General features: G+C 37.0%; 23 protein-coding genes and 2 pseudogenes. 22 read left to right on the forward strand and 3 right to left on the reverse strand.

Features of this window, described 5'->3' with window-relative positions; translation table 11 throughout:
- Positions 1 to 710: 710 nt before the first annotated feature.
- The 3 genes from GMD5S_RS0203510 to GMD5S_RS0203520 form a co-directional block, all read right to left on the reverse strand.
- The gene (locus tag GMD5S_RS0203510) at positions 711 to 1,574 is read right to left on the reverse strand and encodes an HNH endonuclease (protein ID WP_000185763.1); all 864 of its coding nucleotides are present in this window, start codon (positions 1,572 to 1,574) and stop codon (positions 711 to 713) included.
- 197 nt (positions 1,575 to 1,771) lie between these two features.
- Positions 1,772 to 2,572: a DNA-methyltransferase gene (locus GMD5S_RS0203515; protein WP_000755287.1), complete on the reverse strand. Its 801-nt coding sequence runs from the start codon at positions 2,570 to 2,572 to the stop codon at positions 1,772 to 1,774.
- Positions 2,573 to 2,574: 2 nt separating this feature from the next.
- Positions 2,575 to 3,417 (reverse strand): DNA adenine methylase, encoded by an 843-nt coding sequence (locus GMD5S_RS0203520; RefSeq protein WP_001182267.1) that lies wholly within the window; start codon positions 3,415 to 3,417, stop codon positions 2,575 to 2,577.
- A gap of 171 nt (positions 3,418 to 3,588) precedes the next feature.
- Here GMD5S_RS0203520 and GMD5S_RS0203525 point away from each other — a divergent pair, with 171 nt between their 5' ends.
- The 22 genes and pseudogenes from GMD5S_RS0203525 to GMD5S_RS0203630 form a co-directional block, all read left to right on the forward strand.
- Entirely contained in the window at positions 3,589 to 4,245 is a 657-nt protein-coding gene (locus GMD5S_RS0203525) for a MutH/Sau3AI family endonuclease (protein WP_000766070.1), read from the forward strand.
- 15 nt (positions 4,246 to 4,260) lie between these two features.
- On the forward strand, positions 4,261 to 5,262 hold the full coding sequence (locus GMD5S_RS0203530; RefSeq protein WP_001288894.1) for a hypothetical protein: 1,002 nt from the start codon (positions 4,261 to 4,263) through the stop codon (positions 5,260 to 5,262).
- Positions 5,263 to 5,829: 567 nt separating this feature from the next.
- Positions 5,830 to 6,363, forward strand: coding sequence for a hypothetical protein (locus GMD5S_RS0203540; RefSeq protein ID WP_000064905.1), 534 nt, complete (start codon positions 5,830 to 5,832; stop codon positions 6,361 to 6,363).
- A gap of 9 nt (positions 6,364 to 6,372) precedes the next feature.
- On the forward strand, positions 6,373 to 6,738 hold the full coding sequence (locus tag GMD5S_RS10190) for a hypothetical protein (protein WP_008282470.1): 366 nt from the start codon (positions 6,373 to 6,375) through the stop codon (positions 6,736 to 6,738).
- A gap of 182 nt (positions 6,739 to 6,920) precedes the next feature.
- Positions 6,921 to 7,622, forward strand: a complete 702-nt coding sequence (locus GMD5S_RS0203550) for a DUF7004 family protein (RefSeq protein WP_000264479.1) — start codon at positions 6,921 to 6,923, stop codon at positions 7,620 to 7,622.
- 109 nt (positions 7,623 to 7,731) lie between these two features.
- Positions 7,732 to 7,836: pseudogene (locus tag GMD5S_RS10780) on the forward strand (30S ribosomal protein S9); the annotation flags it as partial.
- 407 nt (positions 7,837 to 8,243) lie between these two features.
- Positions 8,244 to 8,633 carry a hypothetical protein gene (locus GMD5S_RS0203555; protein WP_000745394.1) on the forward strand — a complete coding sequence of 130 codons (390 nt, stop codon included), beginning with the start codon at positions 8,244 to 8,246 and terminating at the stop codon, positions 8,631 to 8,633.
- 140 nt (positions 8,634 to 8,773) lie between these two features.
- A complete protein-coding gene (locus tag GMD5S_RS0203560) occupies positions 8,774 to 9,163 on the forward strand; it encodes a hypothetical protein (protein ID WP_000747476.1) in 390 nt (129 codons plus the stop codon).
- A 141-nt stretch (positions 9,164 to 9,304) separates the two neighbouring features.
- Positions 9,305 to 9,727: a hypothetical protein gene (locus GMD5S_RS0203565; RefSeq protein WP_000747466.1), complete on the forward strand. Its 423-nt coding sequence runs from the start codon at positions 9,305 to 9,307 to the stop codon at positions 9,725 to 9,727.
- A complete protein-coding gene (locus GMD5S_RS0203570) occupies positions 9,717 to 11,387 on the forward strand; it encodes an Mbeg1-like protein (RefSeq protein WP_000132379.1) in 1,671 nt (556 codons plus the stop codon). Before GMD5S_RS0203565 ends, GMD5S_RS0203570 begins: the two co-directional genes overlap by 11 nt.
- Positions 11,368 to 11,682: pseudogene (locus GMD5S_RS10870) on the forward strand (hypothetical protein). The gene GMD5S_RS0203570 and the pseudogene GMD5S_RS10870 overlap by 20 nt, the downstream one beginning before the upstream one ends.
- A gap of 13 nt (positions 11,683 to 11,695) precedes the next feature.
- Positions 11,696 to 12,004: a hypothetical protein gene (locus GMD5S_RS0203580; protein ID WP_000358232.1), complete on the forward strand. Its 309-nt coding sequence runs from the start codon at positions 11,696 to 11,698 to the stop codon at positions 12,002 to 12,004.
- 231 nt (positions 12,005 to 12,235) lie between these two features.
- On the forward strand, positions 12,236 to 12,520 hold the full coding sequence (locus GMD5S_RS0203585; protein WP_001173991.1) for a WXG100 family type VII secretion target: 285 nt from the start codon (positions 12,236 to 12,238) through the stop codon (positions 12,518 to 12,520).
- 71 nt (positions 12,521 to 12,591) lie between these two features.
- A complete protein-coding gene (esaA, locus tag GMD5S_RS0203590) occupies positions 12,592 to 15,621 on the forward strand; it encodes a type VII secretion protein EsaA (RefSeq protein ID WP_025172602.1) in 3,030 nt (1,009 codons plus the stop codon).
- Positions 15,622 to 15,632: 11 nt separating this feature from the next.
- Entirely contained in the window at positions 15,633 to 16,097 is a 465-nt protein-coding gene (gene essA, locus GMD5S_RS0203595; RefSeq protein ID WP_000720508.1) for a type VII secretion protein EssA, read from the forward strand.
- A 65-nt stretch (positions 16,098 to 16,162) separates the two neighbouring features.
- Positions 16,163 to 16,402: an EsaB/YukD family protein gene (locus tag GMD5S_RS0203600; protein WP_000434883.1), complete on the forward strand. Its 240-nt coding sequence runs from the start codon at positions 16,163 to 16,165 to the stop codon at positions 16,400 to 16,402.
- Positions 16,403 to 17,674, forward strand: a complete 1,272-nt coding sequence (essB, locus tag GMD5S_RS0203605; protein WP_000796947.1) for a type VII secretion protein EssB — start codon at positions 16,403 to 16,405, stop codon at positions 17,672 to 17,674.
- Positions 17,675 to 17,694: 20 nt separating this feature from the next.
- Positions 17,695 to 22,095 carry a type VII secretion protein EssC gene (gene essC, locus GMD5S_RS0203610; protein WP_000744027.1) on the forward strand — a complete coding sequence of 1,467 codons (4,401 nt, stop codon included), beginning with the start codon at positions 17,695 to 17,697 and terminating at the stop codon, positions 22,093 to 22,095.
- Positions 22,096 to 22,104: 9 nt separating this feature from the next.
- Positions 22,105 to 22,473 carry a DUF5082 family protein gene (locus GMD5S_RS0203615; RefSeq protein WP_000513720.1) on the forward strand — a complete coding sequence of 123 codons (369 nt, stop codon included), beginning with the start codon at positions 22,105 to 22,107 and terminating at the stop codon, positions 22,471 to 22,473.
- Positions 22,474 to 22,476: 3 nt separating this feature from the next.
- Complete coding sequence (locus tag GMD5S_RS0203620) at positions 22,477 to 24,633, forward strand: hypothetical protein (RefSeq protein WP_001279978.1); 2,157 nt, start codon at positions 22,477 to 22,479, stop codon at positions 24,631 to 24,633.
- Positions 24,630 to 25,613, forward strand: coding sequence for a hypothetical protein (locus GMD5S_RS0203625; RefSeq protein ID WP_000816351.1), 984 nt, complete (start codon positions 24,630 to 24,632; stop codon positions 25,611 to 25,613). The genes GMD5S_RS0203620 and GMD5S_RS0203625 overlap by 4 nt, the downstream gene beginning before the upstream one ends.
- Positions 25,603 to 25,835 (forward strand): hypothetical protein (locus GMD5S_RS0203630; RefSeq protein WP_016893677.1); only part of this gene is annotated, 233 nt, incomplete at its 3' end. The genes GMD5S_RS0203625 and GMD5S_RS0203630, both read left to right, overlap by 11 nt.

Genomic DNA, 25,835 nt, shown 5'->3' on the forward strand with positions numbered 1-25,835 from the left:
TGCTGTAGAACCATCTAGTGAATGGCTAGAATTTTTGTAAAAGCTCTATATGAAAATATATCTGGAGAGAGTTTTGGAGTACCAATGTATAGTTTTGTAAATGAACATAGTGAACTCACAATTATACCGACTGAACCATAGAAAAGAGACCTTGTCAAACCAGGTTTTAAACAAGTTCGTAAAGCATCACAATTCTCAAAATGTGGGTCAGCATGAATATATCAACGTTTACATACATCCAGGAGGAATCTCTTGGGTGCTTTTTTATTTGATAAAGCTTATAACTAGATTTAAAGTTGCTGGTAGTTATAAAAGTGTAATAAATATTTTAAAATACGTCATCTATTTCCAAATTTGGATAGGGCTTTTCATTGTTCAAAATTCGACTTAGTGTTTCAACACTAGATTTCAAATGTAATAACTCAGTTTTGCTCAATTCATTTTCATAATTGTTCTCTATATTTATACAATGACGCTTAATATGCCATAATGCTCGTTGAATATTTTTTTCTTTTAAAGTTTTCATGACTATATCATAATATAACCAATATCAAAATAGAATTTTTTTCTCAATTGTTCAAAATTTAACCTGAACTGTGCTAATGGAACTACGCTTTTAATTGGGTAGCTTATTATTAATTTATTTCAGCTGAAGTATAAAATTAAATGTTTTAATAAAAAAAGCAAGCATTTATAGCTTGCTTAAGAAATTAAAGATTCCGATCCTGGACTTTACGAAGTAGTTTTTCTTTGTCTTCTTCAAGTTCAAGTTGATGAATTTTAGCGTGGCAATTTGGACAAACTGCAATTGCATTTTCAATTGTGTCTTCGCCGCCTCTTGATAAGTACTCAATATGGTGAACATGTAAAAATGGTTTACCCTTTACTTCAAAGGGAGCTTTATTATCACATAATTGACAAATTCCATTAGCATGTTCCTTTACATATTCTTTTATTTCTGGAGAACGTTCATGGGTAAAAGTAGATACTTTTCTAACAAGATGTTTATTTTTATTTAATTTGCTTTTTTCAATTGCTAATTCTTTAATTTCCTGAATAGTTTTACGTGATATTGATTTTTCTAATTTCTTTTTATTTTGTATTAATGTCTCATTATTTGGGCAATACTCTGAGGTTTTTAATTTTAGAGGGAATTTATAGACAATACGCTTATTATTATTTTTATCGGGTTCAGTTACATTGTAAGGTGGTTCAGCAAGTTTAACTATACCTGCATAGGTGTACTCCGTGTCCTTAAATACTTCAAATAAATGTACAGTAACACCGTTTTTAGCCGAATCCTTTAAAGTTCTATTCTGAGCAAAATCAAGTTTTTGATCACCTACTTGTCCCATTCCGGTATAGTGAAGCATATTATCTACCCATGTATCATGGTATATAGATTTACCTGTTTGTTTTGATATGAGAACGAGAGTATTAGTTGTATTTGATTTTCTCATACCACCTTGTTTGGAACATTTAAAAACTTTGGCAATAACGTCATTAGTATAGATGTTATTTATTTTCAAATCATCAATAGTCTTGATATTGCTAATATTCTGAGTGTTTGTCATAAAAACCTCCTAATCATACTACTAATTGTAGTATACCATAATTTGAATACATATGTTAAATTTCAGAGTTCAGTAGTTCTACTTGTTTTTAATATATAAAATTAATTTTTGGGACAGAAGAATATACTGTTAAACAGAAAAACTCTATGAATATTAGATAGTTTACTTTAAAACGACTTAGATTTATCTAAGCCGTTCTAAAATAAGTTAAATTCTGTGTTAGTGTTTATTATTCTATTCTTCGCTAATTCTACAAATTCAGATTCTTTTTCTATACCAATAAAATTACGATTAAGTTTTTTACAAGCAACTGCAGTAGTCCCGCTTCCCATAAAGGGGTCTAATATAAGTGCATTTTCTTTTGTAGAAGCTAAAAGTAGTCTTTCCAAAAGATACAAAGGTTTTTGTGTAGGGTGTTTTCCGAACTTTTTTTCTTTTGGTGAGGTAAGTGGCCCAGACCAAACATCTTTCATTTGTTTACCGTTATTGATTTCTCGCATTAGATCATAGTTGAAAAAATGTTTATTATTTTTAATATCTTTTTTAGCCCACAATACTGTCTCGGTACTGTGAGTGAAAGATCTTCTTGCTAAATTCGGCGGTGGATTGAGCTTCTGCCAAGTAATATTGTTGATAATTTTAAAGCCTTCTTGCTCTAGAGCCATGCCGATGGAGTATATGTTGTGAAGAGTACCACTAATCCAAATAGTACCATCATCAGTTAATACTCGTTTACATTTTTTAATCCAGTTTCTATTGAATTTGTGTTTTTCAGCAGTAGTTAGGCTCTTATCCCAATCCCCTTTATTTACACTAACTTGTTTTCCACCAGAATTTGTAAAGCCATCATTTGATAGAAAATATGGTGGATCAGCAAAGATGCAGTTGACCGATTTAGATTTTATTTTTTTTAATATTTCAAACGAATCTCCATTAACAAGAATAGTAGAATCATTTTCAAAATAAGGAGTAAAGTTTTTGGGAAATACTTTTTTCATTGTTAAACCTCAAGTTCATAATTTGTAATTATGACTTCTTTCCCAACTCTATTTTTAGCATCACTATTGATCATACGTTTAACATTGACTTCTTTGACATGAAAATCTTTGTATAAATCTCTGATGAACTCTGTATTATGATTGGTGAGAATACAGTAAACTCCATTTTTTGTTAATTTTTTAAAAAGGTTTGCTAAACGAATGTGTTCTTCCGTGCTGAAACCTTCTTTAGTGTAAGAATCAAAAGAAGTAGGATTTAGTGGAGCATAAGGAGAATCGAAGAAAACGAGGTCTCCTTTTTTTGCTTTAACAGCTGTTTTTTCGAAATCTTGATTGTAAATATCTACCGTTTGCAGAAATTGAGAAATTTGTACTAAATTATCTCGTTCATAAATGTTGATAGTAGTTTTTTGGTTAGATGGAACATTGAAAAGACCTTTAGAATTAACTCTGTATAGACCATTGAAACACGCTTTATTGAGATACAAGAAAAGGGCACTTCTATTTAAGGATTCATTATCATCAAAAATAATTTGGTTGAAATTATCTCGTTGTTGATAGTAGAATTCTTTGGCTTTTTCTTTATCGCCACACGAATTGTGCTCATTTTGGAGTTTATCCAGTAATGGAAATAATTTATCGAGGTTGTGTTTTATATCGTTATATGTCCCAATTAAGACGTGATTATTATCGCTGATAACTGAGTTTTTATGTTCTAATTCAAGGAGTAGAGCTCCACCACCGATAAAAGGTTCAAAATATTGATTGAAATTTGAGGGCATAATTTTTGTTAATTCGGGAATTAGTTGTCTTTTTCCACCCGCCCATTTTACAAAAGGTTGCAAGTGATAGACCTCCTTCTTAATTTTATTGATAGAACATTAGCAGGTTCTATTATATCAGATAATTAAAAGAATAGAAAATATCTGAAAAGTGATCTATAATAGATCAAATTGATTTTTGTTTGAAATGGATTGAGTTGATTTAAAAATAAAGATAGAATGGGGAATTCTGAAATGAAACTACATGAAGCTGAAAGAAAGTTGAATGAGATTGCCAATATTAAATTTAAAGACTTATTTACTGCCGGAGAATTGCAAACTATCATAGTTAATAAAGGCAAGACCGGACAACTTTTAGAATTAGCTTTAGGGATGCAACTATCCAACACAAATAGAGATTTTGAGGATGGGGAATTGAAGACTAATAAGTGTGACGAAACAGGCAAACCAAAAGAAACGATTTTTATTACTCAGGTTAGTAGCATGATCGATGATTTGTTGCAGAATATACCGTTTGAAGAAACATCACTTTTTGAAAAAATTGACAATATTTTGTATGTTCCCGTTTGTAAAGTCGGAGAACCAGCAGAATGGTCGTTTTTAGAGAGCATCCATGTTGATTTGAATGAAGAACGATTCTTTAGTTTGAGGGAACAACTACACAACGATTATGATACAATTTGTCAGTTGTTGAACCATCATATTGAAACCAGCGATGATGGATTTATCCATACTTCAAACGGGAAATTCATGCAAATAAGAAGCAAGGATTCTAAACCATATCATCCAATTTATTCAAATGTGTATGGTAGAGAGGTTTCGAACAAGAATCATGCTTTCTATTTTAAAAAGCAATTTGTAGGGGAAATCAGAAGAATCCTTGGTTTGTAATGTAGGAGATTTTTAATGTCTGAGTTTGTTATAAAAAAATATGGATATGCCTTCTTTACTTTTAAAGATGGAGAGTATACTATTGGTTGTTTTTCTTATAATGGGAAAGTCGTTATAAGAAAGAGACAAAATAGTGGCAGTTGTCAAATTGAGAAGAAAGATATTATGCGTATCTTGAACAATTTACTATCAGAAGATTCAATTGCTTCATTGTTAACGACAAACTTTAAAAACTTGTCAAAATACTTAGGTATACACTCTGATGGGTATGATTTACAAGGACTAATTACTGATATTGAGGGTTTAAAAATCGATAATATCGATTTCAGTAAAGAAGGTTTTTATCCACATTACTTATTGTTGAAACTGTTGGATAAAAAAGAATCTGTTCATGGATCACAAGAAACAACAAAAACTTATAATTTATATTTTAGATTCTTAAAACAAGTTGGTGCGATCCCAGAAAGTAGTAGGAGAAAAAAAGAATATCGGGATGTTAGCTACTCAAACCCAGATTACCATGCTAATGAATTGATTAAGGAAATTTTGATTTCTGATAAATATATCTTATATATACATCAAGGGTCCTTTTCTGAGTTTGATATGGTGCTAAAATATAGGGTTTTAAAAGATGGAGTATGGAGTAGGCTTCGTACTCCAAAACATATTCATTGGTCAGTAGATTTGGTTTTAAAAAAGCAAATTCAAAAAGAACTGTCAATTCATTTTATTGAAAAATTACTTGATTATTGGAATTCTATTGAAAGTCCTATGAAAACTAATGATGATAGGAATAGAATCATTCAAGAATGTATTTCTACTTCATTGGAAGAAGAATATAGAGAGTTGGATAGTATAGGTGAGTATCCGGTTGAGTTTTTATGGGTAATGGCGTTGCTTTTAATACAACAAGAAAAAGCTAACAACTTCAATGCGTTTATGTTTAAGGATTTATTAACTTCCTTGAAGGAAAATGATGAGATTTACAAAATTATTTCAACTGCAACACATAGATAAAAGCGAAGTGAAAGAAAATATTTTGAAGAGAATCAAGTGATTTAGATAAATTAAAAAGCCATTCAGTGTATATAAACTGAATGACTTTTCTTTTAGTTGTGTAATTCATTGTACTTCTAGAGTGCTTCTTTATAAGCATCAGCACCTTCTTTAGATGACACATCTTCAGTTGTTTTTACTATTGACGGTGAATCTGTAGTACTCTCCCTTCTCAATCGTACCTTCAGTATCTTTGATAGAGAATGACAACTCATTTCTTAGGTATTTTTCGGTATCAATCTAATAGTAGTTGCCATCTAGGTTGTATTGTGATGAACAAAAAATGAGAAGAAAAGCTGATAAGGGAAGAAGTAGGAGTGTTAAGATTTTTTTCATGATGAAATTCTCCTTTTCTACTATTTTGATAGATAACTCTACTTGAGTGTTTACACATAATTATTGACAGTATCAAAAATTCCGAATTGATCTAGAATTTTAGTCCAAAATGATCTATAATAGATCAAATTATATTTTAAAAAGCACTGTCATTATTATTTTGATAGGTTTTAAAGTGGGAAAAGGGGAGTTATGTCTAATCACGAAATTACTTATAGTTTTTCAAATAGTGGAACAAGAAATGAAGTACGAATGAGAGTGGTAGAGAAATTTTCACAAGAAGAAGCGGGTGTGGGAAGAGGAAATGATGCTTCTAAATACAAATATTTTGTTGAAACTTTAGAAAGTGGCGATAGAGTATATCTACAAAGACCTGCAAATTTACATAATGGTTTTGATTTTTTAGTTTGTGTCGAAAATATGAATTATTCAGAACCTAATAAACGAAAAAGAAACTATCCTAAACATACAGATTTTGGTTTAGACCTTCAAAAGAAAAAAGAGTCAGATCCAGAGATGTATAAAAAGTTATATGATTTACTACTAAAAGTTTTTGAGTGTGAAGAGATTACAGATTCTGAAATAAGAGCTATAACATTTAATATAGGCTATCCTACTGATCAAATTGTAAAAACGATTAAATGGTTATTTATTGAACAGGATATACGTTATTGGAACTATTCTGGAAGAAATATGACGTGGGGTGTTATACCCAAGAGAGACTAGGGTAAAAATATGAACAATAGAATACCCACTAAACATGGTGGTGGTTCAAAAACTAATAAAAATGGGTTATTGTTTGAACAAATTACGTCATTAGATGATGCTTTGGAAGAGGCAGGGATTGAAGTGATACAGCATAGAGTGTTTAAAAATAATGTTCTTATAGGCTATTCCGTTTCAAAATCAAAGTTGTATAGTATTTTTTTAAAACCAAGAGGAATAAATTATAAAGAATACAATTCAAAACAGTGGCAGCCAGATGAGTGCTTTATAAATGAACAAAATAAATTCGCCTATATTATTGACAAGAAATTTCAAAACTCTTCAGGAATTGTGGATGAAAAATTACTCGGGTGTCATTTAAAAAATGGAATATGAGAAATTATTTACTTCTTTAGGTTATAAGGTTAAATACTTCTGTGTTTTCAATGATTGGTTTAAACACGAACAATATGAAGATACAAAAAATTATATCAAGAAAATGGGATGTGATTACTTCTTTAATTCTATCCCACTAGATAAATTAAGTTTGTAGTAAAAATAAATGAAAGCAGGATTATATGTGGGGAAAACAAAATTATAGAGACTTCAATGAATTGAAAAAACCAATTCGGGAAATGGCAGTTTCAACTTCAGGAAATACAATAGTTTATAATCTTGGAAATAAAAAAGTAAATCCAGATAAATTTCAAGTTAGTCTTATTGAAGAAGTAAATAATGAAAAAAGAGCTTACAGTATGGGAGACGCTGATTATTTTAACATCATAAAAAAATACTATAAAGGGGATAACATCAAGGTAATAGACCTAGCAATAAAAACGTTCGTTAAGTTTATTGATAAAGCTGCAGGCTTCTATGATACCTACGGCAGTTCAGAGAAAGGGAAAGATTACTCGGGAAAATTTGATATTTATTCTGAAAATACTTTTGGATATCAAAATCAAGATATTATTGAAAAGATAAAGAAATTTCAAGAATGGTATTTATCTCAAGAAATTTCGGATGAAAATTCGGAGTTAGAAGAAGCGCTCATTATTATATTTTTAGCCATGATATCTGAGTGGTATTATTTAGGGAAATATAATAATAAGTCTAAGTGGCAGCATAGAGTAAAATTATTTGGTATTTATCAGGTAGAAACAGGCAAGCTTTCTCCTGAAGAAGCAGCTCAATGGTCAAAAAAAAGAGAAAATACTTCAAAATTTGGAGATTTATGTAGAAGTATGAAAATATTTGATAAAGAATTTTACTTAAAAAAATAATATTTTAAAACTATAATAGTGAGTTCAATTAAGAGGAGGTAGATTAGTTTATTCCCCTATTTAAGAAATATTGATTCAAATTTTATGAAATGAATCAGTAGATATCGTTCTGAAAAGACTTGGTATTACGCTGTTTTTAGCCCAAATGAAACTCATACTTTCCAAACCAGGTCTTAAGAAAGCTCGTAAAGCATCACAATTTAGTAAACGTTAATTCGAGAAAATTACTATACTTACAGAGAGCACCTTTCGAGGTGTTCTTTTTTATATTTTCATACTAAATTGGTGCAATCTGACAAAGTCAGTTGCCTCAGAACGTTAATCAATACGATACTATCAACGTTCACAAGCACTTCATGATTCACACTATGAGGTGTTTTTGATGATTTTTAGCACAATTCACACTATTGTTTCTTTGCATTCAACTCAAATTCTTCTGGTCAAATTATTAACAAATCTTCAAGAAGAGTGATTGGTGAAATAGGCTGTTTGAGGCTTTTATGCTATACTAGTTTTAATGACAATCTTCTATTTCTAAAGCAACAATAGATCCGTAATTTGTTTTTAATTAAGGAGTTTGGGATTGTAAGAGGGAGATGATATATCTGAAGGAGTATCAATATGAAAAAACGTGCCTTGATTTTACTGGTTTTGTCCATTGTAGTATTTGGAGGAGGCGCATGGCTAGCACAGGAAACAAATCTATTTCTAAGTCCGCGAGCCAAGCAGTTGGCTTATTTAAAGGAGCATCAAAAAGAAATAGAAGATTTTGTAAAGTCTAAAAATTCAAAGATTGAATCTGTTCAAATTGATTGGAGACAGACACAATGGGATAAGGTAGGAAATGGTACACCTCAAGGAGGAGGAGATATTATTGATGTTTATGGAACGTTTAATAACATTGATAATTCTGGTTGGCATGTAATGATAATTGTAGATGATGGAAAAGTTGATTTAGCTTCGATGACATTAGTTAATGGCCTAGGCATTGGAGGGAAACCGTTTGAGTAATAGTAATTTAAAAACCTTTGATAATTTTTATTCAAATTTAACATCATTCATTCCCCACTGACTTCAAATACTTGCTAAAAGTATTTTTTTTTACATTCATGGTATAATATACTTAGATTCCGCTATATAGGAGGAAAGAGATGAAAAAACGTACTTTGGTTTGGCTAGTTATAGCCCTTGTAGTATTTGGAGGAGGCGCATGGATAGCACAAGAAACAAATCTATTTCTAAGCCCACGGGCTAAGCAGTTGGCTTATTTAAAGGAGCATGAAGAGGAGATTAAGGAGTTTGTAAAATCTTTAGATCATAAAGTAGAATCTGTTCAGATTGATTGGGATGAAACAATGTGGGAAAAAGTTGGAAATGGAACTCCAAAAGGAGGAGGGAATGTTGTAATAGTTGGAGGAGGCTTTAATAATATAGAGGGCTCAACTTGGCAAGTAATTTTTGAAATTGAAGATGGACGAGTTGCTTTTGATACTATGATGCAAGGCGGTCCATTGCGAGTAGGAGGAAGGATTTTTGATTAATAGTAACTTAAAACCTTTGATAATTTTTACTCAAATTTAACATTCTCTTCATTCCCCACCGATTTCGAATACTTGCTAAAAGTATTTTTTTTTACATTCATGATATAATATACTTAGATTCCACTATATAGGAAGAAAGAGATGAAAAAACGTACTTTACTTTGGCTAGTTATAGCCCTTGTAGTATTTGGAGGAGGCGCATGGATGGCACAGAAAACAAATCTATTTGGAGGAATAACTCTGAGCCCACGGGCTAAGCAGATGGCTTATTTAAAGGAACATGAAGAAGAAATTGTAAAATTTGTAAAGTCTAAAAATTCAAAGATAGAATCTGTTCAGATGGATTGGAATAGTTTAACTGTTGAACAGATAGGGAATGGAACTCCACAGGGGGGAGGTTATAATCTATCAGTGAAGGGTTCTTTTAATCATATAAAGGATTCTGACTTTACAATAGATTTTCGATTAAAAAATAAAAATGATGTGCCTTCAATAGATAGGATTGGTATGTATAATCAGCCTAGAGTGTTAAAAAATGGAGGTTGGGACAAGTATGACGGATAGTAATCTAAAAGATTATGACAATTTTTATGCAAATTTATCTCAGTCGGCTTATAGAGGGAGACCAAATACTTTATCACGCTATAATAATGCTGTAAATTGGACTTTGATAGATTATTCCCAAGATATAGATGATGATGGTGAAATCACTCCCGGAGGTAAACATCTTCCTCATGACGGTAAGGTCTACTTGCAGCCAGATCCTGATTTGCGAGATACTTATAAAGTTACATCGATACCAGTTCCTGATGCGAATGGGATGAGGCAGGATATTCGTCACAAACGTTATCAAAAAGGACTCTTAACTGATGATGAAGCTGGTTTCAGTGCCTACTACTTAACGGATACGCCTACCTTGACTAATGATACTACGAAAACTTATATGACTATCCGCGGCAGTGATGCCATCAGTAAAGAAAATTGGAACGACTGGGTTGACAACGACGCTCAGTTTGCGCTCAACCATATCCATACGCCGCAAGCCAAGTTAGCAACAGTAGGAATGAAAACGAAAATCGCTGAGATGCGCGAAAAGGCTCCAAATGCGACGATGGACATTGCAGCTCATTCCCTAGGAACCATTGTCTCTGCGCAAGGGGTAGCTGGCCTTACTGATGAAGAACTGGAGAAAATCGGCAAAGTCGTCCTCTTTGACGGCCCGGACACGACAAAGAGTTTAAAGAAAATGGGACTCAGCGATGAGAAAATCAAAAAGATTAGCGAAAAAATAGAGTACTATGTCAATCCTTTTGATGTCGTGGGTATGCTCAATCGTGAGCATACCATTACCAAATTACCTGGGGACTCCGATGAACCTCTTAAAAAACCCGTCGGTAAAGTCAATGTCCTTGTCCCCCTTCATTATACCCAGATTACTGATCCGGAAAGTTCCCATGACTTTGGTGTTTTCCAATCGGATGGAAAGGGAAATTTATTGACTGCGTCTGAGGATTTTCACCCAGAATTGCTCAGGGCAGGTGAAAAGCTAGCTCGACTGATAGCGACAACCTTGGATTCCCTCCGGGCTTTAGGAGTCGATGAAAATGTAGCCTCAAATGTTTTAAATGCCATTATGAGGGGGGAAATCGTAAATAAGGCAGCTATCGGATATGGCTTTTATGAGAATTTTAAAACAGAGTATAGTAAAATTGTCGAAGAAGCTCGTAAAGAATCGATAAAATGGGATCGAGAAGCTATTCCTCGTTATCAGGAACAACTGAGAGATGGTAATCTTACAGGAGAAAAGAGGATTTTGGTCCGAGCTCAGTTGCTTCAGACAGCAGCCCAGTTGGCAAATTTTGACATGGAAGACAAAGTTAAATCTGTGAAAACTTTACTTTCAGATGCTAAGGAAGATATTCAAAACATGATAAAAGAAACAAGACAGACAGCGTTTGACATGGTTGGATATTTGTCAAGTTCAGAAGTTACAAATCTACTTTCTGGTTTTGACACAACAAGCTTTTGGGATGAAGGCGTTGCAAGTGACACGAAGACTGCAGCAACATCCTTCCTGACACAAATCGAGCAACTAGGGGAAAGCTTGGTTAAAGCTAGTGGTTCCTTTGAGAGCATAGATACAGATAGTGCTGAAGATTTTAACAATCTATTGGCGGATGTAAAACAAACATGGAGGGGAAAGAATGTTAGTCCTAACGGATGAGGATACTTTAATTACAAGAGAGCAACTTGACAGAGGCTTCAAAGAAAGAATGAAGGAACAAGAACGCCAAGCAGTCAGGGCCTTAGTAACTGCAAAAGAACTGTCAATCCTTGCTAAAGGAGTGGAGTTAGCTAAAAAGTTGCAAGAAGCAGCTTCAGATATGTAAGAGTACGCTTCTAAGACTTATGTAAACAATATTAAGGGTGGATTTGAGGGCAAGGCTGCTGATGCTGCTGAAACTTACTTGACTCAGACCATGCAAACCCCTACTTTACAAAGTCCAATCAAAAACTAGGAGAAAACTTGTGATGGATAAAAAGGAACTTCAGAAACTAGAGGATGAGCATAATCGTAAATTACGAGACTTAGAGCGTTTAGAGATGGATTTGGATGATGATTTCCACAAGTTTAGTAGGGAGACGGATCATCTCCTAGAGGCGCTTTCCTATGCATGCAGAGACAGTAGTTTTGCTGAAATTCAACCATATATCTTTGAGATAGAGAACAATTTGGATAACTATCATCAACTTTACAAGAGTCGTATAGAGAATGTGTTGGAAGCTCGTCATCAAGAGAATAAAAACTTTCATAGAAAGTTAGAAGAAAAGAACGTTTGACAAATATACCTTATAAAAGAAGGATGATATGAGTTTGTTATACTTTGTTATTATAAATAAAAAAAGAAGTAATTATACAAGAAAAGTAGATAATTTAATCTTTCTTACTAGTTTTTAGATGGGAATAGCTCTTATTTTTTTTATAAATAGAATAAAAAATGAATTTTAAACTTGCAATTGAGGCAAATTATTGATATAATGAGGGCATAAATTAATATAAAGGAGTTTCACATGGCTTTAATTCAATTAACAACAGAAGAATTGCGCACCTCTGCTCAAAAGTACACTCAAGGTTCTGAGGAAGTAAGACAAGTACTTCGTACATTGACTCAAGAGCAAAATACTATCCGAGACAACTGGAAAGGTGCTGCTTTTGAGAGCTTTGATCGCCAATTCACAGAATTGTCTCCAAAAATTGAGGAGTTTGCAACTTTGCTTGATGAAATCAATGCACAGTTGAACAAGGTTGCTGAAATTGTTGAACAAAACGACCAAGATCTTGCATCACAAATTTAATTTGTTATATAAGTGGCTTTAGGAGGGCGAGAGCCTTCCTATTTTTTATGACGGAGAAGATTTAAAGTAATATGAAGAAGAATAGAATTTTTAAATATATAGGAAGTAGTCTGTTGGCATTAGGGTTGCTTGCATTGATTATTTTTTTGAATCTATCTGTTCAAAAAAATACAACGATTAGCAATGAGAATAATGCAAAGGCTAATCAGCAGACAAAATTAAATGTAGCTATCGTAAATGAAGATAAGCCTGTCTACGTAGATACAAAAGAATACAATCTAGGTGCTAGTTATGTAAAAAATATCGAGCGTGATAATTCACAAAATTGGTCTGTTGTCCCTCGTGGAGCAGCTGATTCTGGGTTAGAAAGTGGGAAATACCAACTCGTTTTAACAATTCCTAGTGACTTTTCTGAAAAAATACTCGATATTAACAGCATCAATGTTGATAAGACAACCATCAATTATAAGGTGAATGCGCAAGGAAATTTGCAAGTAGAAAATGATGCAAATAAACTAGCGAAAGATATTGTTTCTGATTTGAATGGTCAGTTAGTTGACATGTATATGGCTAGTATTTTGAACAACCTTTATACAGCACAAAAGAATGTTCAAGCTAGCTCACAGATACAAGCAACCAATATCGGAAACTATCGTACGAATTTATATAATACAGCTATCAACTCTAAAAATCTTTTCCCAACTCTCTATAGTATGTCTAGTTCCTCTGTTGACGCCAACACTGCTTTAAAGACAGGTTTGGAGGGCTACTCACAGATTTTTGGTCGTTTTGATGTTTCGCAGATTGCCTATGGCGAGAAGTTTGGAACTCTACTTAAGAATAGAGTAGATGAGAAGAAAAATCATGCGGATGTTATCACTGGGCTCATTTCTCAGAGTCGGGAAGACGTTAAGGGACAAATTGAAACCTATAAGGAATTAATTAAAGCTCAAGGTAGTCTGACTGCGAATATAGATGGAACACCAGCATCCACTGATGGAACGTCACCAGAAGTTGAGGCTTACTATAAAAAAGTAGCAGAAAGCATCAGCACAGAGATTGGTAGCTTACAGAAAAATCTAACAGATGAAAGAACCAAGTTTGAAAATCATAAAAATGATATTCATAACTTTATTGATGAGAAATTAGCCACTTACTATGGAACAAGTGAGAAGAGCAAAATCACTCTTGATCGATTTTTGGATAAAGCTGCAAACAAGGATTTAGAGAAGGTTGAGGAATCTCTAAAAGAGCAGCTGGCTTCTGCAATCTCAGAATTACCCAAAGAAGACTTTAGTGGAAAAGAATTTAGTGGTTTTGGTATGACACCAATCACAATTCCTTCTGTAAACTATACAGATTTAAAAACGATTAAAGAGCCAAGCGACGAGATTTCTTTGACGGACTTGAAGAATCTGGAACATCTGGCAATCACGAGTACGAGTGCTGTTGGACGAACAGGAACAAAGGCTAAGGTATCATGGAAGGCTGGAACAGGAGTGACGGTTCATTCGGTCACTTATGATGGCACACCAGTTGAGTTTGGTCAAGAAATTGATTTGAAGACGGGTGGGACTTTCAAAGTAGCCTATAGTGTTGCAGAGGCAGCTCCGACTCCAACTACAAGTTCAACGGGGGCTTCAAGCCCAACTCCAAAAGCGGAGCCAAAGACTGTTGATATTTCCTTGAATGATGTTCAAGCAGTCAGTGCTCCGATAGATGTCTTAGCCGTTCAGCAAGCAGCAGTGACTTATGGACAAAAGGTTCAGAAAATAGCTTCTGACTACCAAAAGGTGGAAGCACTCAGACAAGCATACAATACTGTCAAAGAGTTACGAAATAGTGATGTAACAGATGCTTTATCAAATATTTGGCTTGAAGCTATTAGTTCAAACCTGAAGAAGTATGAAGACAGTCTGACTGCACCTGCTAGCGATACAGATACAGAGGGTACTAAAGAGAAAGTAGATAAAGCCTTGTCAAAACTGACTACTCTCAAGCCTGTTCTAGAAAAAAATGTGAAGGATGTTTTGACTACCAACCAAGAATTGAATACAAAAATCAATGAACAGTTAGAGTTGTACAAGAAGTTGGAAGAAAATCTAAAGGATTTGGTTGAGAAGCAAGGGAAAGGCAATGATGCTTTTGAAGAGACTAATAATCAATTGGCTACCCTAAATTCGGATTATGCAGCTCTCTTGTCAGAAACTACGGGTGTGAAGGAATCTTCTCAAAGTAATGTCAAAGCTGCAGAGTCTGTGAATGAGACTTTAGGTAATTTCAATCGTGAATTGTCAAACGCTCAAACAAGTACTGAAAAGTTGTCACAAGATGCTGACTCCTTGATGACGCAGTTTAACGAAGAATTAACTAACAATGGAAACTTTGTAGAATCCTTTGTGAAGGTTCTGAATAATGCCTATCAAAATGGGGTACCAAATGAAGTGTTGTTGAACTTCTTATCCAACCCTGTTACCCAAAATGCTACTTCAGTGAAAGCGACTGTCAATGTTTACCGTCCATTTACATGGATTTTACTATTGGAGATTGTTAGTCTCTTTACAGCCTATCTGTTTGCAACTCAAAACGTTATTCGCAAAGTCAAAGATAAGTTCAAACTTGATAAGTTACATGATACAGACTTGATGACGGTAACCATCCTATCTGCTTTAAGTATCGTTGTCGGATTGGTAGTTGGTGTTGTATCAAGTGTTCAGCTACAGGTTGGTCGTGAATATCAACCATCTTGGGTTCTATTAATTGTTTTAGCCGCATTTGTACTGATTCAAGGACAATATCTATTGCTTAAACATTTCCGAGTGATTGGTATGGGACTCTCCTTCTTTATGATGATTAGCTTTGTCTACCTATCAAATGCTATTGGGACAACAGCAAGTCTAACTGGTTTCCCAGCATTTATCAAAAATCTCAATGCGTTATCAATATTAGAAGGTTTGCTTTCAGGATACTTTGATGGACATCCAGCAGCAATTATCGCTTTTGTTGCAACGATTGTTGTCATAGCTGTTTTACTTGTTATAAATATTTTTATCAGAGAAAGTAGTTTGTGGTTTCAAGCAAACCAAGCTGAGAAAGAATAGAAAATAGAAATATGAAGAAAATCATTCTTTTCCTTCTTACCTTAGTAACATGTGCAGCAGTCTCTGGGGCTGCTGCAGATGATTTGAAGGATAATAGTCTGCAGATTGATGATTCCCGACTTGAAAAGAAAGAGGGATTGAAATTTGGTCTACAGTCTGAACAAACCAAGGAGCTTTTTAATGAAGCAACTCAAAAGAGGTTGCAGGACATGCAACAGCATCAAGAGGAACAGTTGATCACAGAAAGGGGCCAACTGTTTTCTGCTATACAGAGACCAGTGAAAAAATCTTCTGAAGAACAGTTGTTTCAGCCCAATGCTCAAAAAACAATTAAATTTCAAACAAATATAGGCCATGTAGAAAAAGGTGGTCTGAATGACTTTCTTCCAGAGATATTCTATGTGGTGTTGATTTTCTTGCTTTTTGGAGCAACGGCAGTAATGAGTTATCGTGTGATGGTAGAAGGGATGGACTAAGTTTTTAACTAGTCTGTCTAAATAACTTAGAAAAGGATAAACCAGGCATAGGAGGCGTGTAAAAGGTGGAGCAACATATCAATATTACCCTACGTTTGAGAGAAAGAGATGTGGATATTCGCATTCCACGGCGAATTGAAGTGCGCCGGCTGGTGCGAGAAGTGGATACGATTTTTAATCCAGGTATCAAGCGAAAAAAATATCAATTAAGAATTGTCAATAAAGGTTTGTTGATTGATGAAGGGAAACATCTGTCTGATTATCCTATGACGACAGGAGATTTAGTAGAAATTGAGGAGATATAGGTGGCTGAAGAAAAATTTGAATTTGGTGGACAGTCGTTTGTCTATGAAAAAAATGAAACAAACTGGGAATTAAAACTCAAACGTTCAGATGTTGCGAGTCAAGATTTACGGGAACTCTTACTATTGGATTTGCATCATCCATTCTTTTTGGAGCAATCGATGGTGTCTGATGAGGATAGTGTCACCTTCTCCTATCAAGTCGAAGCTCATGGACTGACTTATGAGGAAATAAAGGAACGTACCATTTCGGAAAGAATCCGTTTGGCCCTAAACGTTTTTCGTCTAGAGGGCGCCTTGGAGTTACCTGTGACTTTCCTTTTGCACCCAGTAAATCTCTTTATTACCAAGGATGCTCAGGCTAAGATTGCTTATCGTGGAATTCCTGGTCTGATGGTTCCTCAATCCATATCCTCAGAAGATTTTTTACGCCAGGCTAAATGTTTTACAGTAACACTATTTAGCGATTTGGATTTCATGGATCTTTATAATGGTTCCTTGGAATTAGAGACCTTGCCCGACTTCTTAAATGACCTATGTCAGGCAGATGATATAGAGGCTGCAGTAGCTGTTTTGGAGAAGTACTACACGGAGAAGGCTGCGAAAGAACGGGCAGATTTGGTCTTGGTTCCAAGTAGACGCCATCGTGTCTTTAAACTGGCAACGATTTGGTTAACAGCCAGCGTTGTCTTGTTGATCGTTCCACTGATCTATCTGATTTTTGTGCAAAATCCTTTCAAAGAAAAGATGTTGCAGGCAGATACTGCCTTTATTAAAGTTGATTATAGTGGTGTTATTACAGAATTAGAGAGAATTGATCCAGCTAGCTTGCCGAATACGCAAAAGTATGAGTTGGCTTACTCTTATATTCAGGGGTTGGAATTTTCTTCTGAACAAAAGAAAGTCATCTTGAACAACGTAACACTCAAGTCAGATGAGCTTTATTTGACTTACTGGATCCAGGTTGGGCGCAATCGCTTTGAAGAGGCTCTTGATATTGCCAAACGGATTAACGACAGTGACTTGATTCTCTACGCTTTGACTCAGGAAATCAAGCAGGTTCGAGAAGATGGCAACTTGTCAGGGAAAGACCGTGAAAGTAAGTTGAATACTTTGGAAAGCGAGTATAAGAAATACTGGGATAGTCGAAGTGAGCTACTAACGAGTGAATCAAGCTCCAATGCTTCTACAACTCCTAATCCGCAAGACAAAGCTTCTGAAAGCAAACCGTCATCTGAGAAGAAACCTGTTCCAAGTAGTTCCTCTAGCAATTAAGTAGACCAAGGAGAGAAATTATGAAAAAACAAATCATTTTCTACAGCCAAGGTCTGCGTTATGAAGTAGAACTGAGTGCAGATAAGACGGTCTTGATCGGGGCGACTGAAAAGGCCCAAGTCTACCTTTCTCAACAGGAAAGACCGATTCAGCTCAAGGTCGATGGTGACGAGGTCTTTTATCAGTACGACGATGAAGTGGGACTCTTGAAAGATGGTCTGCGTTTGGGTGAGGTCGTCTTTTATCTCCGAGAAGGGGAGCCAAGGGTTTATGACCTTTTGGATTTATCAGAGTTTCAGATTGGCTCTCAAAAAGGTGCATTGATCACACTAGATGGAGATGTTGAACTCTTACTCCAAAAATCCCAAAATCAATGGAAGCTAACTCGACTAAAAGGCGCATTTTATCGAAACAATCATCTGGAACAAATGGACCAGCAATTGATTGGTTTTGGAGATGAGTTGAGTCTAGGGGCGGTGACGATCAAGTTCTATCCTGATGAAGTATGGGTTCAGGGTCCTGCCCAAGTTGGGTCACAACTGACTCTGAGAGAACCATCTCGATATGGTTTTTATGAAGATTATCCAGATTATCATCGTTCTCCACGGATCATCTATCGTGGTAGCGAGGATAAAATCTTGATCAATCCCCCAGGACAGGAGCCGGTTAAGCCGAGTGATGAACTGTTAAAGCTGATCGTTCCTCCTTTGATGATGGTCGGGGTAACTGTCTTGATCACCTTGATTCAACCTAGAGGGATCTATATTCTTGCGACAGTAGGGATGTCCATAACCACAATGATTTTTTCTATCCGTGGTTTTATCAAAAATCGTAAAAAGTACAAGGCTGATAAGAAGGAACGGGTCGATCTCTATCGCCTTTACCTGAAAGATAAGGTCAAGGAATTGACTCGCCTGGAACGAGAACAAAAAGAAGGGATGCACTATCATTTTCCAACGGTTTTAGAGTTGACGGACTTGGTTGAGAGTTACAATCACCGAATTTACGAAAAGACTCCCTTGCATTTTGACTTTTTATACTATCGTTTGGGACTCGGGAAAATGCCGACTAGCTATGACTTGAAATACGGTCAACAGGAGCGTAGCGGTAAGAAGGATGCTCTAGAAGAAGAGGGTTACGCTCTCTATAGTCGTCACAAAAAAATCCCAGATATGCCAATCCCGGCAAACCTCAGCCATGGACCGGTGGGTTATATTGGACCTAGAAATCTCGTTCTAGAACAACTGCAACTTTTGGTGATGCAGCTAGCGACTTTCCATTCTTATCATGATGTGCAGTTTATTACGATCCTGCCTGAAGAGGAAAAAGAGCAATGGTCTTGGATGCGTTGGCTTCCTCATGCTAAACTGCAAGAACTCAATGTCCGAGGTTTTGTCTACAATCAACGAACACGGGACCAAGTTCTGAATAGTTTGAACCAAATCTTGAAACTACGCCGTAGTCAAAAGGAAGAAGCATCCCACAAGGAGAGCACCCTCTTCCATCCTCATTACGTGGTTTTAGTGACCGATGAGAAGCTGATTTTGGATCATATCATCATGGAGTTCTTTACCGAAGATCCAACGGAATTAGGCTGCTCCCTCATCTTTGTAGAGGATGTCATGAGTTCCTTGTCTGAGAACATCCAAACAGTGATCAATATCAAGGACCGCAATACGGGCCAACTGGTCATGGAAGAAGGAGTCTTGAAAGAGACGGACTTCCGTTTGGACCATTTCCCAGCAGATTATGATAAGGAGCGGATCGCCCGTACCTTGGCACCGCTCAATCACCTCCAAAACCTTAAGAGTTCAATCCCAGATTCTGTGACTTTTATGGAAATGTATGGGGCGGAGACCTTTGAGGATTTGCAGGTATCGAGCCGTTGGAAAAAGAACGCACCTTACAAGAGTTTGGCTGTGCCAATTGGTCTGCGTGGTCAGGATGATCTGGTACAGCTCAATCTGCATGAAAAAGCCCATGGACCTCATGGTTTGATCGCAGGGACGACTGGTTCAGGGAAATCAGAAACCATCCAATCCTATATCCTATCCCTCGCTGTTAACTTCCACCCTCATGATGTGGCTTTCTTGCTGATCGACTACAAGGGTGGTGGGATGGCCAATCTCTTTAAAAACCTACCTCACCTCTTGGGGACGATTACCAACTTGGATGGTGCCCAATCCATGCGAGCCTTGGCTTCGATCAATGCGGAGATCCATCGTCGTGAACGACTCTTTGGAGAGTTCGAAGTCAACCATATCAATCAATACCAGAAAAAATTTAAAAACGGAGAAGCGACAGAACCGCTCCCTCATCTCTTCCTTATCTCAGATGAGTTCGCAGAGCTCAAGGTCAACCAGCCCGACTTTATCAAGGAGTTGGTATCTATCGCGCGTGTCGGACGTTCCCTCGGTGTCCACTTGATCCTAGCAACTCAAAAGCCATCAGGTGTGGTCGATGACCAGATCTGGTCCAACTCTCGCTTTAAGATTGCCCTTAAAGTTGCGGATCGTTCGGACTCCAATGAAATGCTTCATACACCGGATGCGGCAGAGATCACCCAGACGGGACGTGCCTATCTGCAGGTCGGAAACAATGAAGTCTATGAGCTCTTCCAGTCAGCCTGGTCAGGCGCGGATTACCAGCCGGACAAGGACGATATGGGGATTGAGGACCATACCATCTACCTAATCAATGAATTGGGCCAATATGAGATCTTGAATGAAGACCTATCAGGCTTAGAAGATGTGGATGAGATCAAGGAAGTTCCAACAGAGTTGGATGCGATAGTGCACCATATCCAGCTCTTGTGTGAAGAACAAGAAATTCCTCCAGTACCACAGCCATGGTTGCCACCGCTCAAAGAGCGAATCGCACTAGACGAACTGGAAGAAGTGCAACCGACAGTAGCCTGGACACAAGAGAAACCACTCTCTGTCCTCTTGGGGATGGCAGATATCCCGCAGGCCCAGAAGCAGGAAGCTGTCTCTATCAATCTCTCCAAGGATGGTCATATCCTCCTCTACGGAAGTCCGGGTACAGGAAAGACCACCTTCCTTCAGACTGCTGGTATGGACTTGGCTCGCAAATTCAGTCCCAAGGCCCTTACCATGTACTTGATGGACTTTGGTACCAATGGTTTGGCTCCATTGTCCAAGCTTCCACAGGTGGCGGATACCATGCTTCTGGACCAAACGGAGAAGATCTCTAAGTTTGTACGAATCATGGAGAAAGAACTCAACCGTCGTAAGAAACTCCTTGCGGACTATGGTGTTGGGACTTTAGACCTCTACCGTCAGGCCAGTGGTCAGGAAGAGCCGGCTATTGTCATCCTCTTAGATAGCTATGAGGCCTTCAAGGAAGAAGCCTATGAGGCGGAACTCTTCAAGCTCTTGGTGCGCATCTCCCGTGAAGGTCTCAGTATCGGGGTTCACCTCTTGGTGACAGCCGGACGTCAGACCAACCTTCGTGCACAACTTTACTCAAACTTCAAGCACCAGTTGAGCCTGCCACAAAATGAGGCGGGTGAAGTGCGGGCCATCGTGGGCTCTACGCCACTCGCTATGACTATGGAAGACATCAAGGGCCGTGCCCTTATGAAGCGGGAAGAAGTGGATGTGATCCAGCTGGCACTCTCAGTTTATGGAGCTAATGATACCCAAGTCCTCAACAACCTACGTCAGGAAGTGGCTTCCCTCCAAGAAGCCTGGACAGGACAACGCCCAAGTGCCATCCCGATGGTACCAGAGGAGTTGACGGAGAAAGACTTCTATAGCCGAGCAAGCGTGCAGACTGCCTATGAACACGGCCTCGTGCCATTAGGACTTGACATGGAGACAGTTGAGCCCGTCACTTGGAATCTGGCTAAAGGAAATCTTCTCTACCTAACAGATAAAGAAGAACAGATGACAGCCTTGGTGAAACACATTGCCAAAGGGAAACAGAAGGTCATCATCTTGGCACCGAAGTATCATAACTTACCTGAAATGGAAGGAGTGACGATTCTTGCAAGTCCAGAGGAATATCAGGCGGGGATTGCAAGTATAGAGAAGAGAATTCAGGAGCGGTTAGAAGGCAAACAGCGAGATCATGTTGCAACAGTGGTTGTTTACAATTTAACCGAATTAGTGGTAGAATTAAACTCAGAAGCGCTTGATACATTGGCTTATGTCCTAGACAAAGGAATTCGAGCTGGATATGGTTCTCTTGTAATGAGTTCGCCATTGATTACTAAATACATTGATGTGGTCTCAAAAACTGTTCGCTCTTATAAGCAGGCTGTTATAGGGCTTCGCTTAAGCGATCAATCAGTTCTGACAGTAACCAACAGACCTGTTCGTGAGCCACAATTAGAAGAACAAGAACACTACTATGTGGCCGATGGGTTAGCAAGTAGAATGAAAGTATTAATGATATAAGGAGGAGTGATGGGGAAAGCAACCATACAAGCTCAGATAGATGCTAAGCGTGGAGAAATTACTAATTTGAATAGTCAAATTAGTCGATTGGAAGAATGTAAAAAAGCACTTACAGATTTTTCAACGGATATAGAATATGTACTTACGAGCAATGAACATATTGAAACGACCTATTATTTAGCAGGAACACCATATTTAAATGAAACCAATAATGAAGAGAAAATACTAAAAACAGCTAAACAAAAGCTTTCAGCAAAGAGTGATGACGTAGTGGCCAAATTGACTCAGAAAATTTCTGAATTAGAGACAGAGAAGTCGGGGATTAGCCTTAGTATTAGTTGGTTAGAAATTGAAAAAAGTCTAACAACGGAGGAGTAAAGTATGAGTGATATTATAAAAGTACATGACTTACCGGCCATAGCTCGTTATAGTTCGGCTGTTCAAGAGTTTTCAAAAGGTGTGGACTCGGCTTCTAAACAAACGATGCGTAAATTTAATGAAAAGGCAGGTAAAACAGGAGATTCAGAGGACAAAGGAGAGGCAATAAATGCTTTCTTCACTCGATTGAATACTTTACAGACCCAAGTATTTCAAGAGTATCCTACCACTATTACGCATTTTTCAACAGCTTTATCAACATTTGAAAATGCTGCTACAGCTGCCGGTTTCCAAAATAAAGCATGGACTCAACAAACTGGTAATGATTCTGTCTATAAAAAATTAGATGGCGTGGAGTCTGAACAATATGAGAAGATCAAAACAAAAGTCGATAATCTTCAAACGCTATTAAACGATGCTACTGCTGAACTAGGTATTGAATCAGAAGATTTAACAACTATTAAAACAACTGCGGGAGATGATTTAGCTAGTGCAGCGACTGCACGTCGTGATACTCATAACGCCTTGCAACAAGCACATGATACCTTATCAAAAGATACTACGGATGCAGAAGCAGAACTAAAAACTCTACAGACTAGAATAAAAAATGCCAGTGCAGTATGTAATATTCCGGCTTCTAGTATCTTAGCAGGAATTAAAAATGGTAGTCTTACTAAGAGAAAAATCAGTTATTTGGATAGTATTCAAACAGAAGCAGATGGACGTGCTTTAGGTGCAATACTTAATAAACAGCCAGGAGACATATTAAACGAAAAACCTGGGGATCTTAGTGAAGGATTTTACAGTATTGGTGCTCAGGAAATGATGGAGTGGATTGAATCAGGAGATGCAGCCACTCTGAACCATCTTTTAGACGCTATGGGGAATCGGGATTTTTCTGCTAACCAACCATTTTTGCTAGAGTTTCAAAAGGCTGGAGTTAGGCTAGGTGATACTCTTGAAAAGGTTATGGAAGTTCAATATGCTAAAGACGGCACTTTACAGAGCAACCAGATGGCAGCATATAATAAGCATCTTGCTTTGACGGATAAGTTTGTTAGTTTGATGGAATCTCTTTATGTAATGGAGATAGGACGGACAGAAACATCAAAAGGAAAATTAGCAGTTGGTGACAAACTATATGTCACCGAAACGAGAACAAAAGTTTCAATTTCAGATATATCGGATGCAACATTTTCATTTAAGAATACGGTTGATACAAAGAAAACAACCTTGGAAATGAATATAGGTGGCTACTCTTATCCAACGAGTATTAGCAATACAACCGAAACCAAGGTTTACAAAATGGAAGAATACGCAACCGCTATTGGAAATAATATGGCAGAGAAGCAGGCTCGGATCGGTGAACTTGAGAAATCTCGCGAAGAAGCGAATAAAGATATGCGTGCTGCAATGGGTAAAGCTATAACTTATGCACTGGTTGGTACTTTCATACCTGAAGCAGTTCCTATCGTCTCGATGATTGATGCTCTGGCTACCAGTGATTCTAAGGAATTCAGTAAAGAACTCTTTTCTGCGATTGATAAGGATATAACCGTTAAGGGGAAAGTTGTTGAAAGTGGTTTTACGAAGACGGGTCCATACAATATGGGTATTCAATTACCAACAGCAACCATACAAGCCTATTTGAAGTATGTCGATCAGTTAAAGGGATATGACTTGGAAAAAGAAAAGACACGCATTGAGATGGTGGATGACTTTTTAAATCGAGGGAATACCTATCTTTTCCAGAAAGATGGGAAGAGTTCAGTCGCAATTTCTCGCATGAGAACACATAATTTTTATACAGAGGTCCGCTTGAAAGAGATGGATAATGAAGGTCTTGTTCCTTATGTTGAATATGCGAAGTCGTCCAGCCATTATAAGGTGAATAGTACTAGTAATGATACAAGGGCAATAATCCAAGAAGCAATAAACAAAGAAAATCAACTTAACTCAAATTCTGTAACACCAGAAATGAGCAAGTATCTCTTAGGCGAGGAGACCGATCTTTCTCTAGTCAATATGAGCGTAGACCAGTTGAAAACGTATAAAAATGTATTGGAACATTTATCGATTTCTTCTGACCAAAATGCCAAACATGGCTATGAAGAATATCAGCTCTATCTAAATAGTAAATACTCAGGAGGAAGTCAATGAAACAATACAGGAAAAAAATACTAATCATTCTGGGGGTTTTAAGCCTTCTTGTTGTGGTTTCTGGAGGCTATCCTTTGTATCGCTATTTGACACATGATCGCTATAAAGTTTGGTCAATTGAAGTAGAACCAGCATCTCATGAATTTATAGCTGATAGACAGGGGCTGGTCATTTCTTGGAAAGAGACAAAGAATAGTAATGGGAAAAGAGATAGGGATGAGCCGGTTGACTATAGTTTGGTAATTCATGGGAGACGATTTATAGCCACAGAAAGTATCCGTTTAATCTATGAATCGGGAGATAATCGCTTTGATGTGAAGAATCTAAGTTGGGGGGAGTATTGGAAGATTCAGGTCTATGATACCAGTCAGGATGATTTGCCTCGTAAGGAGTATGATCTTTTGAAGGCTATTGCGGATTATGATGCTTCTTACTTTCCAGTTTCAAGTGCCTATACTCATTTTTTTGCTTACAAAGATCAGGAATACCGGACAGTCGTTCTCCAGAAAACGGGAGGTGAGGATCGTAAGGAAGTCCTCTTTAACATGGCAACAGGTAAACTAGAAGACATCCCTAAGGATGCCGGAAAGGCTCTAGAGAACAGAAATGTTAATATATTTAAAGAATTTACTAATTTAAAAGAATATTATGCAGGTGACCTTTTACATATAGACACTCCAATTAGTTTTTCTCAATCCGTAATTGAACAGTCTTCAGACTGGCGTTTGAAGGAGGAGTATCCTGCAGCCTATGACTTGATGACTAAGAAGAAAGGTGGGCTATTTTTCTTGACCAACGAGACAGATATCAAGCTTCTCTCTGATATATACAGTCTCTTAATCCCTAAGGACAGAGATTTGTTTGATAATCTAACAGTTTATGGAGAGGTGACCAAGGACGGGAAAGACCATGTGGTTCATTCCTATGAAGAGTTTATCAATGTCTTGAAACCAAAGGAGGAATTGAGCAATGTCCGTTAAACAGATCCAACCGATGCGAATTCAAAGTATTAAGGCAAGTATTAAGGTTTCGACAGATGAGATTTCAAAGGGGATGTCGACTATCATTGATGCACCGGTTACAAGTAATCTAGAGTCTTGTGCGGGTCTCGCAAAAACATGTATGGAAAATTTAGTAGAGACGGTAGACTCATTAGATGGCTTTATGAACAAGATTGCGGAAGCTTTTAAAAATATGGATAC

Origin of the sequence: Streptococcus sp. GMD5S, assembly GCF_000298715.2 — a bacterium.
Taxonomy (GTDB): Bacteria; Bacillota; Bacilli; order Lactobacillales; family Streptococcaceae; genus Streptococcus.

Excerpts from the sequence above, each read along its gene's own strand:
- GMD5S_RS0203510 (WP_000185763.1), bottom strand. The coding sequence starts at position 1,574 with ATGACAAACACTCAGAATATTAGCAATATCAAGACTATTGATGATTTG.
- GMD5S_RS0203515 (WP_000755287.1), bottom strand. The coding sequence starts at position 2,572 with ATGAAAAAAGTATTTCCCAAAAACTTTACTCCTTATTTTGAAAATGAT.
- GMD5S_RS0203525 (WP_000766070.1), top strand. The coding sequence starts at position 3,589 with ATGAAACTACATGAAGCTGAAAGAAAGTTGAATGAGATTGCCAATATT.
- GMD5S_RS0203530 (WP_001288894.1), top strand. The coding sequence starts at position 4,261 with ATGTCTGAGTTTGTTATAAAAAAATATGGATATGCCTTCTTTACTTTT.
- GMD5S_RS0203540 (WP_000064905.1), top strand. The coding sequence starts at position 5,830 with ATGTCTAATCACGAAATTACTTATAGTTTTTCAAATAGTGGAACAAGA.
- GMD5S_RS10190 (WP_008282470.1), top strand. The coding sequence starts at position 6,373 with ATGAACAATAGAATACCCACTAAACATGGTGGTGGTTCAAAAACTAAT.
- GMD5S_RS0203550 (WP_000264479.1), top strand. The coding sequence starts at position 6,921 with ATGTGGGGAAAACAAAATTATAGAGACTTCAATGAATTGAAAAAACCA.
- GMD5S_RS0203555 (WP_000745394.1), top strand. The coding sequence starts at position 8,244 with ATGAAAAAACGTGCCTTGATTTTACTGGTTTTGTCCATTGTAGTATTT.
- GMD5S_RS0203560 (WP_000747476.1), top strand. The coding sequence starts at position 8,774 with ATGAAAAAACGTACTTTGGTTTGGCTAGTTATAGCCCTTGTAGTATTT.
- GMD5S_RS0203565 (WP_000747466.1), top strand. The coding sequence starts at position 9,305 with ATGAAAAAACGTACTTTACTTTGGCTAGTTATAGCCCTTGTAGTATTT.
- GMD5S_RS0203570 (WP_000132379.1), top strand. The coding sequence starts at position 9,717 with ATGACGGATAGTAATCTAAAAGATTATGACAATTTTTATGCAAATTTA.
- GMD5S_RS0203580 (WP_000358232.1), top strand. The coding sequence starts at position 11,696 with ATGGATAAAAAGGAACTTCAGAAACTAGAGGATGAGCATAATCGTAAA.
- GMD5S_RS0203585 (WP_001173991.1), top strand. The coding sequence starts at position 12,236 with ATGGCTTTAATTCAATTAACAACAGAAGAATTGCGCACCTCTGCTCAA.
- esaA (WP_025172602.1), top strand. The coding sequence starts at position 12,592 with ATGAAGAAGAATAGAATTTTTAAATATATAGGAAGTAGTCTGTTGGCA.
- essA (WP_000720508.1), top strand. The coding sequence starts at position 15,633 with ATGAAGAAAATCATTCTTTTCCTTCTTACCTTAGTAACATGTGCAGCA.
- essC (WP_000744027.1), top strand. The coding sequence starts at position 17,695 with ATGAAAAAACAAATCATTTTCTACAGCCAAGGTCTGCGTTATGAAGTA.
- GMD5S_RS0203615 (WP_000513720.1), top strand. The coding sequence starts at position 22,105 with ATGGGGAAAGCAACCATACAAGCTCAGATAGATGCTAAGCGTGGAGAA.
- GMD5S_RS0203620 (WP_001279978.1), top strand. The coding sequence starts at position 22,477 with ATGAGTGATATTATAAAAGTACATGACTTACCGGCCATAGCTCGTTAT.
- GMD5S_RS0203625 (WP_000816351.1), top strand. The coding sequence starts at position 24,630 with ATGAAACAATACAGGAAAAAAATACTAATCATTCTGGGGGTTTTAAGC.